Origin of the sequence: Micromonospora sp. NPDC007271, from assembly GCF_040634005.1 — a bacterium.
Classification (GTDB): Bacteria; Actinomycetota; Actinomycetes; order Mycobacteriales; family Micromonosporaceae; genus Micromonospora.
Genome location: NZ_JBEYER010000169.1, coordinates 1 through 8,451, shown reverse-complemented (window position 1 = coordinate 8,451; position 8,451 = coordinate 1). Strand labels below are relative to the sequence as shown.

Below are 8,451 nucleotides of genomic sequence, written 5' to 3'. Positions count from 1 at the left end.
CCAACCTCGACAAGCTCTACTACGACGACGGCTGGAACCCCACCCCGATGGAGAAGTTCGCCGCCCTCCAGCGCGAACTGGTCGCGGCAGAGCGGTGGATCATCGAAGGCAACTACGCCTCCACCCTGCCCATCCGCCTGGCCCGCGCCGACACCGTCGTCTTCCTCGACCTGCCGGCCCGCACCTGCCTGTGGGGAATCGCGCAACGCCGCTGGCGCTACCGGGGCGGCCAACACGCCGACGGCGTCTACGACCGCATCACCTGGTCCTTCATCAAGTACGTGCTCGGCTACCGGCGCAGCATGCGCCCCAAGGTCAACGCACTCGTCGCCGAGCATGGCCGACACGTCCGGTACCTGCGCCTGACCAGCAGGCGGCAAGCCAATCGATTCCTGCGTCAACTCGACGCCGACACCGGCACCTGACCTGCGGAGGCGACCCTGTCCACCCCCACCGCTCCCTTCACCGACCCCGCGCTCATCCGAGGCACCCTCTACGCCACCGCAGACCGGATCGGGCAGCGCACCAGCGCCCTGCACCGTGCGAAGATCACCGGTGCGGACGCCGCTGCCACCATCGCCGCGCTGGCGGCAGCCGCCCATCCAACCCCCACCCGGGTCGCGGACATCGGATGCGGACGGGGCACCACCACCGTCGAACTGGCCCGCCAATACCCCGCAGCGGCCATCGTCGCCGTCGACCAGTCCCCGGCCCTGCTGGCCGTCGTCCGCGACCGGCTACGCACCCACGCCCGCGAGATCAACCTCGTCACCGCCGACTTTCACCACCTGCGCGGCGTCCTCGCCGACGTCGACGTGGCCGTGGCGGCGTTCTGCCTTTACCACTCGCGGCGGCCCGAACAGGCCCTCGCCGAGATCGGCGCATGCTTGGCGCCGGGCGGGCACATCATCGCAGCCACCAAGTCAGCCGACAGCTACACGACCATCGACCAGGTCATCGCCGCCAGCGGCCTGGACCGGGGTGCCATCAGCCGACCGAGCCTGTATGAGGCGTTCCACACCGGCAACGCCGAAGCGGCGTTCGCTGCGGCCGGGTTCGTCCTTCACCGGCGGCTGGACCAGCAGCACACCTTCCGGTTCACCGACCTCGCTCACCTCGCCGAATATGCCGTCACCAGCCCCAAGTACCGGCTTGCACCTAAGTTGGCCGCCGACCCGGCGGCGCTGGCCGCCGTGCTGCGCGCCCGGCTCCCCGACGAGCCGGTCACCGCCGCCTCCACCGTGACGTACCTGGTGGCCGCGCGGCCATGAGCCCCGCAGGGTTCGTCAAACGCTACGCCGATCCAGCCCGAGGCGTCGCCGCCCAAGCGCACCTGCGATGGCTCCAGCAGCTCGGCAGCGACGTACGGCTACCGCATCTGCACCCCGGGACCGCCACCCACCTGATACTCGAACACCTTGACGGCACGCCACCACAACCGCGCGACCTGCCCCGCCTCGCCGCCGTCCTGGGGCGGCTGCACGGCACCGCCTACGCCCGCGAGCTACACGCCGCCCACCTCGACCGGCCCTTCCACAGCCAGGCAGGGCCGATCCTGCCGGCTTTCCATACCGGCCGACACACCGTGCTCGCCCAGGTCGGCGTAGACCCCACCGGCCTTCCCGCCGCCTTCTACAAGGACGCCAACCTGCGCAACTTCATCATCACCGACACCGGGCCGGCGGTGGTCGACTTCGATGACCTGACCCTCGCCCCGTTCGGCTACGACCTCGCCAAACTCATCGTCTCGGCCGCCATGACCTACGGCACGCTGGACAGCCACCAAGCCGAGGTTGTCGTTGCCGCCTACACCCACCACGTCGAGATCACCGGCGGACCAACCAACTCCTGCACCTTCGCCCAACTCACCCGCTACGCAGAGATGCACCACCTCCTCACCGCCCGCTACCTGCACCGCAACGGCTACCGGCACCCCTGGCCCGCCGTGCGTCCTTGGCCGGCGTCCGCTGGACCACTCAGCCTGAAGGAGCCCCCGCCATGACCGTCACCACAGAACTCGTCCTCACCCGCCACGGCGAGGCCAACAACAACGCCACCGGGACCGTCGGCGGGGAACGCGGCTGCACCGGCCTCAGCCCCCGTGGCCGCATCCAGATCCAACGCCTCGCCCACCGCCTCGCCGCTGAACACCGGCAGCGCCCCTTCAACGCCTTCTACGGCACCCCACGCCGCCGAGTCCGCGAATCCATCGAGATCATCACCGAGGCGCTCCCCGTAGCCGTCACGATCGTCGAGGACCTACGCGGCCCCGACCACGGCGACGCAGACGGCCGCCCCTGGCACGACATCAAGACCGCCTTCGGCGGGCCGCCCCAGCACAACCCCGACCAGCCATACGCCACCGGCTCCGAGACCTGGAACCAATACCTCCACCGGGCGACCAGCACACTACGACAGATCCTCGACCGGCACGCCGGACAACGCATCCTGATCACCGCCCACGGCGAAACCATCGAAGCCGCCCACGTACTGCTCCTCCAGCTACCACCCGCAGCACGCCTGGGACTCGGATTCGTCACCGACCACGCCTGCATCACCCGCTGGCAGCAGCACGTCAACCGCTTCGGCAGGCACGTCTGGATGCTCACCGCCCACAACGACACCCGACACCTCACCGAATACGACCAATGAGCGACCCAGCCGCAACCCTGCTCGCCATCTGCCGACGCCTCGTCGACCCCCACGCCCGGCCCGTCGCCCTGCACGCCGGCCACAACGGCACCGCCGTGCTACGGGCCGCTACGCACGTCGGGGACGTCATCGTCAAGTGCCACCGCGGCCACGACCGCCACCGCCAGGAAATCCACGCCTATCAACACTGGGCGCCAGCCCTCGGTACCAGAGCACCCAAACTGATCGCCGTCAGCGAAGAGCCACCAAGCGTCGTCGTCACCGCACTACCAGGGTGCCCACTCGCAGAAACGGATCTTGACCCGCAGCGCGCGATCCACGCACACCGACAAGCTGGAACACTCCTGCGCCTGCTCCACAACGCCAGCCCGCCACGCACGGAACCAGACATCACCGCCTGGCTGGCCGAACGCGGCGACTACTGGCTCGCACTCGCGAAAGATCTTCTGAGCGAACAACGACGCACTGAAATCCGAGCTCACCTCCGCGACCTCGCCGCGCTCGGACCACTCCCTGCCGTCCCATGCCATCTCGACTTCACACCGCGCAACCTGCTGTGCACAACCAACTCCGAAAAAGAGTCGGCAGGCTGTCACCCCCACGACGTCTCCTCACCGTCACCCGGCGTGGCGGTCGCGGTGATCGACTTCGAGCACGCCCGGTTCGACCTCGCCGCCCGCGACCTTGTCCGCCTCGCTGCCCGAACATGGCCGAACCGACCCGACCTGGAAGAAGCGTTCATCAGCACCTACGGCAACCTGACCGACCTCGACCGCAAGGTCATCGAGCACTGCTCCCACCTTGACGCGCTGACCGCCACGGTCCGCGAGGCGCAGTCCACACGTTGCCGCCCCGGTGCCTTGTAACGGGATGGGGCGCCATCACCACCCACCGACGGGAACACCCCGGCCACCCCGCCACCGCCCGCATGGCGCCAAAAACTGAAAGGATCTGGCCCGACTGCGCCGCTAAAGGCCATCACCATCAAGACGCCTGATCATCCGGGTAACGGCCGTACCAGGGAGCAGACCGCCGACCGCGCGAAGAGGTTCGTCGATCACCACCGCAGTCAGGCTGCCGGCGTGCCCTTCGAACCAACCCTCCACCGCGCACGCGAACGCCTCACCGACGCGATCAACCGAGGCGCCTTCGTCGTCTCCGGACACGGAGGCATCCTCATCTGGCCGCCGATAGGCGCCGCCACTCCATGATGCGGTGTGCGGACTCCAGGCCGATGAGCTGCCGAAGCGCAGCGAGGAACAGCCCCGATGAGAGATCGCCACCTGCGCCGATGTTTCGCCGCTCGGTTGGGATGACCAGCCAGTTCGTGATTGATGACGTCTCGGATCGGCTGGTCACTACCGCCGCGCCTGCGTCGAGGCCAGCCCGTAGATCTGGGGGCCGGTAAGCACGAGCTGCCCTCTGGCTGGGTTGACCGACGCCGTGTTCACCGCAATCACCGTCGGCCTGCACGCTGACCCCGCTCGCAGGTGTGTTCGTGACGCTGCGCCACACCCCGTTACATTCCCGGCCGGCGTGACCGGCGATCCGGAACGGCTGCTCCTGACAGCATGCCCAAGCCGGTGCCCCGCTGCGTCGCCGCGAAAGGCCTGTGGCCACCCGGGGCGTCGACAGCTCCGATGGCTTTCCACAAATCAGCTACTCTGCGCACCAACCCCTGAGCTCATTGTGCATGAACTGACCAAAAAGACTCTTTGGCATTGGTCAATGTGTATGCGCGGCCATATGTTTCGCTTGAGGAGCTAACTCAGCGGGGGGAGGAGATCGCCGTGCGTAAGGGCGTTGAGTGGGACTGAACTCCTGGTCATGAGCTGCTACCGTGGATGATCCTTTTGCGGGAGGCTGGGGTTGATAATCACGGGGGATTAATTGATATCGATCCGGCGTTACGGGTGGGCGCTGGTTCTGCTGACCTCGTCAGGTGTCGTGACGGCGCTGGCGTGCCTTGCGTGGGCATTGCGCAACGGGGGGTCGCCTGCGCCTCACCTGCAGGTGTACTTGTGGATGGGTGCCGCGCTCATGGCGATGGGTGCGGCATTCTCGGTTCCGTTGCGGCCCCGTTTGTCGACCCGGGTCACGTTGACGCCGACCGCGTGCTTGGTATGTGCGTCGGCGTTGCCGCTGCCGTGGGTGATTGTGTGCGCGGCGTCCGGGATCGGTGTGGCTCGGCTGTTGACCCGGTACCCGCGTTCGTCCGGCTTGTACAAGGCGGTACACAACACCAGCATGGATGTCGTCGCCGCGGCATTGGCCGGCGCGGTGATCCACGCCTTTGGCATCCGTCCGACGTTTGACCAGCCTGCGTGGGAGGCGGCGTCGTTCTCCCGTCAGCTGCTCGGGTTCCTCGTCGCGGCGGTCGCGGTGCTGGTGTTCGAAGAGCTCGTGACGACGACGGCCGTGACGTTGACGACTGGGCGTCCAGTCCTGGTCGTGCTGCGCAGCCTGTGGCGTACCCGGGTGGCCGTCGCTGTCGCGGAGGTCAGCACAGCCGGCCTGATCACGGTCGTCGCCGGACTGGACAAGCGGGCGTTGATCGCGCTGCCGGTGGTGATGCTTGTCCTGTACCTCGCGCTCATGTATCGGCTGCGGTTCCGCGAGGAGCGACGAGCCTGGGAGCATCTCGTTGCGTTGAATGACGCCTTGTCCGCGCGGGATCTCGATGTGGTGCTGCACGCCGCGGCGGCTGGGGCGGTCGAGCTGGTCAACGCCCGGTCGGCGGACATCGAGATCGCGGGCGGTCAACGGTTGGTACGCGCCAGCCAGCAGGCGGGCACCGCCCGTCTGGTCTACGACGGCCCAGCCGATGGCGCCCCCGAGGTCGCCGGGACGGGGGCGGCGGTACGGTACGAGATCGCAGGCGACGCCAGCGGGGTACACGGCGTGGTGCGCCTGTATCTGAACGGGCCGCGTGATGTGCTCTCGGTGCGGGAACGCGCGACATTGCGGGCCTTCGCGGCGACCCTGTCGACGAGCTTGGACATCGCCCACGCGTACGGTGTGCTGGCGCAGGAGGCACGCCGCCACGAGACAGCGGCGACCCATGACGAGGACACCGGCCTGCCGAACCGCGCCGGATTGCTGAACCGCCTCGACGAGGCGGCCGTCGGGCCGTGTCATGCCGTGGTCATCCGGTTGGAGAACTATCACTTCCTGGCCGACGCGATCGGCAGGGACCAGGCCCTGGCGCTGCTGAACACTCTGGCGGGCCGGCTGTGCCACGCCGCTAGGGACGCCACGTCCGCGGTGGCCCGTGTGGGAGACACGACGTTAGCCCTGGTCATGTGGGACATCGCGGAGGAGTCCGCGTATCAGCGGGCGTGCTGGGCGGTGGCGGCGCTGCGTCGCGAGGTCCTGATCGGTGATCGGCGGTTGATGGTGCGGGCGAGCGCTGGGATGGCATCCGGCGCGCCTGGGCCGGCCTTGCTCGATGTGGCGGAGCGGGTGTTGTGGCGGGCTATCCGGCGGGGCCAGGACCGGCTGGTGTCGTATCAGACGGGTCCGATGCGCGAGTCGTCGCTTGCGCGCGAACTGTCGCGGGCTCGGATGTCGATCTCGTTCGAGCCGATCGTGGATTTGGTCACCGGCAGGATCGTCATGGTGCAGTCCGTGCCGCGCTGGCTGTATTCGCGCGACGACGTGCTCACCGCTGATGAGTACGTCTACCAGCTCATCGATGACCCGAGCGCCCTGGAAATCCTGGCCCGGAAGGTGGTGACGCGGTCGCTGGCCGCCGCAGCGACCTGGCATGGCGCGCTGCCACGCGCGGCGCTGGTCGTGCCGATGCCGGCTGGCGCGCTGACGCCCGCATTCGCCGAGTCCGTGCGTGACCTGTTGCGGGAACACGCCGTGGCGGGCACGTCGCTGGTGCTGGCGATCGGCCAGCCGGCAGCCCTGCGCACACGGCAGGCGACCGAGCAAATCCGGCATTACGGGGTGCGGCTGCTGCTGGACAACTACGGCAGCGACCAGGTAGGGATCGAGTCGCTCAACGCCGCCGCCTGGAGTTTCCTGCGCCTGCACCCGGCGTATGCGTTGGACGCGGGTTGGCGGCCAGCGCGGTCGGTCATTCGCGCGGCGGCGGATCTCGCCATCGATCTGGACCTCGCGGTCATCGCCGCAGGAGTCACTGCCGAGGACGAGCGGCGGGAGTTGGCCTCGCTGGGCTGCGGCCTGGGCAGCGGCCCGCTGTTCGGCGGCGAGATGTTCCCCAGCCAGATCAGGAGCCACGCCCAGCTGTGGCGTCCGACCGAGCTGCCCGCCGGCGGGCGGGTTCTGCGGTTATACCGCGCTGGGCGACTGGTCGCGCCGCGCCGCCGCGTCGGTGGCTAGCGGAATCAGCGGCGTGTCGCGCACGGTCGACAGTGGCACCGCGTCTTCGGCGGTGACCACCGGCACCCACCGGACGGTCTCGGCGGCGACCAGCGGGGACTCGTGCAGCGCCCGGGCCACGCGGGCGAGGCGGCGAGCTTCGGCGCGCACGTCGTGTAGGTCCTGGCGCTCGGGTAGCAGGAGGGGGTCGACGGCGTCGGGGGGCAGCGAGGCGTGGCGGCGGCGCAGCGCGACGGCGATGGTGGCGGCCTCCGCGACGGCCGCGACGGTGGCGGCGTCGAGGCGATGGCGTCGCGCGCGTCGGGCCGCGCTGGCGTGTACTTTTGTGCTGAGCCAGGGGCGCAGCACGCGAAGGGCGTCGTGGACCTCGATGACCATGCGGTATCGCTGACGGTCGCCGCGGATTTCGATCGGGACCGGGGCGGCGGTGCTGGTGCTGACGATCGCGGCGTCAGGCATGGCCTCGCGCAGCGTCATCCACAACTGCAGGAGACGCCAGTCGGTGCGCCGCTCTGCCCACCATGCCGGAGGGCGCACGAGCAGCCGCAAACGTGGAAACAGCGCCCCGCTCGGGGACGCTGCGGAGGATGCCGCGCGCGTCAGCTGCTGGTACAGCAGGTCGGCGGCTAGTTCGGCTTCGGCCTCGATCGCGGGGTCGGGATCGTCGTGCACAGCGTCGCCGTCGTGTTGAAGGACGATGTGCGCGACTTCGTGCAGCACGGTCTGTGCCCGCGCGAGCGTGGGCAGCGTGGCGTCGACGAGGATGTGGTCGGCGTCGTCCCGCTCGACGAGCAGCCCCGGCGGCAGGTCCGCGTCCAGCCGCACGTCGTGCACGTGCAGGCGGCGCCCGCGCGCGCGTCCGATCGCCTCGCACCAGGCGTCCACGGTGTAGGGGGCGGGCGGCGGTGGCAGTTTGGCCGCGCGCAGGCGCCGCGCGAGACGCGCCCGGGCCAAGAGCATCCAGACCTCCTGACACTACGATCAGTGCCGGACCAAAGATCAGAGTGTAGCCATGGGCGAGCTATCCGCGGGTACCCCCGATCGTCGAGGGACCTCCGTCGGCAGTGTTCTCGATTAGGCTGCGGCTCCGCAGGTGGCAGCATCGGCGACGGGGGCAGTGATGACCGACCAGCAGACCAGCGCGCAGAGTCCACACGGTGGCCGCGCCACCGTTGCCCGGATATATGACTACCTCCTCGGCGGCAGGCAGAACTTCGAGGCCGACCGTGAGGCTGCACGGCAGATCCTGCAGGCCGTCCCCGAAGCGGCCGACACCGCCCGGTCCAACCGGCTGTTCCTGCAGCGCGCGGTGCGCACGTTGGCCGAGGCCGGAATCCGGCAGTTCCTCGACCTGGGTTCCGGCATCCCGACCCAGGGCAATGTGCACGAGATCGCCCAGGCCATCGACCCGGCCATCCGGGTGCTGTACGTCGACATCGACCCGGTCGC

10 protein-coding genes are annotated in these 8,451 nt (G+C 69.1%); 7 read left to right on the top strand and 3 right to left on the bottom strand.

Features of this window, described 5'->3' with window-relative positions:
- From ABZ570_RS32890 to ABZ570_RS32870, 5 genes are all read left to right on the top strand, one after another.
- Positions 1–425 (top strand): topology modulation protein (locus tag ABZ570_RS32890; RefSeq protein WP_358071907.1); only part of this gene is annotated, 425 nt, incomplete at its 5' end.
- 15 nt (positions 426–440) lie between these two features.
- On the top strand, positions 441–1,271 hold the full coding sequence (locus ABZ570_RS32885) for a class I SAM-dependent methyltransferase (protein WP_358071909.1): 831 nt from the start codon (positions 441–443) through the stop codon (positions 1,269–1,271).
- Positions 1,268–2,002, top strand: a complete 735-nt coding sequence (locus ABZ570_RS32880) for a phosphotransferase (protein WP_358071905.1) — start codon at positions 1,268–1,270, stop codon at positions 2,000–2,002. Before ABZ570_RS32885 ends, ABZ570_RS32880 begins: the two co-directional genes overlap by 4 nt.
- A complete protein-coding gene (locus ABZ570_RS32875) occupies positions 1,999–2,652 on the top strand; it encodes a histidine phosphatase family protein (protein ID WP_358071903.1) in 654 nt (217 codons plus the stop codon). Before ABZ570_RS32880 ends, ABZ570_RS32875 begins: the two co-directional genes overlap by 4 nt.
- Positions 2,649–3,518 carry an aminoglycoside phosphotransferase family protein gene (locus tag ABZ570_RS32870; protein WP_358071901.1) on the top strand — a complete coding sequence of 290 codons (870 nt, stop codon included), beginning with the start codon at positions 2,649–2,651 and terminating at the stop codon, positions 3,516–3,518. The genes ABZ570_RS32875 and ABZ570_RS32870 overlap by 4 nt, the downstream gene beginning before the upstream one ends.
- A gap of 102 nt (positions 3,519–3,620) precedes the next feature.
- Here the strand turns inward: ABZ570_RS32870 and ABZ570_RS32865 are convergent, their stop codons facing one another.
- Together ABZ570_RS32865 and ABZ570_RS32860 are read right to left on the bottom strand one after the other, a co-directional pair.
- Entirely contained in the window at positions 3,621–3,818 is a 198-nt protein-coding gene (locus ABZ570_RS32865; protein WP_358071899.1) for a hypothetical protein, read from the bottom strand.
- Between the two features lie 837 nt (positions 3,819–4,655).
- Positions 4,656–4,880, bottom strand: coding sequence for a hypothetical protein (locus tag ABZ570_RS32860; RefSeq protein WP_358071897.1), 225 nt, complete (start codon positions 4,878–4,880; stop codon positions 4,656–4,658).
- Positions 4,881–4,899: 19 nt separating this feature from the next.
- Here ABZ570_RS32860 and ABZ570_RS32855 point away from each other — a divergent pair, with 19 nt between their 5' ends.
- Positions 4,900–7,002 (top strand): EAL domain-containing protein, encoded by a 2,103-nt coding sequence (locus ABZ570_RS32855; protein WP_358071895.1) that lies wholly within the window; start codon positions 4,900–4,902, stop codon positions 7,000–7,002.
- On the opposite strand, the gene ABZ570_RS32850 is transcribed toward ABZ570_RS32855, so the two are convergent.
- Complete coding sequence (locus ABZ570_RS32850; protein ID WP_358071893.1) at positions 6,952–7,962, bottom strand: DUF6545 domain-containing protein; 1,011 nt, start codon at positions 7,960–7,962, stop codon at positions 6,952–6,954. The two genes, ABZ570_RS32855 and ABZ570_RS32850, sit on opposite strands and share 51 nt — an antisense overlap.
- Positions 7,963–8,122: 160 nt before the next feature.
- On the opposite strand from ABZ570_RS32850, the gene ABZ570_RS32845 reads away from it, so the two are divergent.
- A partial coding sequence (locus ABZ570_RS32845) for an SAM-dependent methyltransferase (protein WP_358071892.1) occupies positions 8,123–8,451 on the top strand: 329 nt, incomplete at its 3' end.

Coding starts and splice junctions, on each gene's coding strand:
- ABZ570_RS32855 (WP_358071895.1), top strand. CDS start 4,900: ATGGATGTCGTCGCCGCGGCATTGGCCGGCGCGGTGATCCACGCCTTT.
- ABZ570_RS32870 (WP_358071901.1), top strand. CDS start 2,649: ATGAGCGACCCAGCCGCAACCCTGCTCGCCATCTGCCGACGCCTCGTC.
- ABZ570_RS32880 (WP_358071905.1), top strand. CDS start 1,268: ATGAGCCCCGCAGGGTTCGTCAAACGCTACGCCGATCCAGCCCGAGGC.
- ABZ570_RS32875 (WP_358071903.1), top strand. CDS start 1,999: ATGACCGTCACCACAGAACTCGTCCTCACCCGCCACGGCGAGGCCAAC.
- ABZ570_RS32850 (WP_358071893.1), bottom strand. CDS start 7,962: ATGCTCTTGGCCCGGGCGCGTCTCGCGCGGCGCCTGCGCGCGGCCAAA.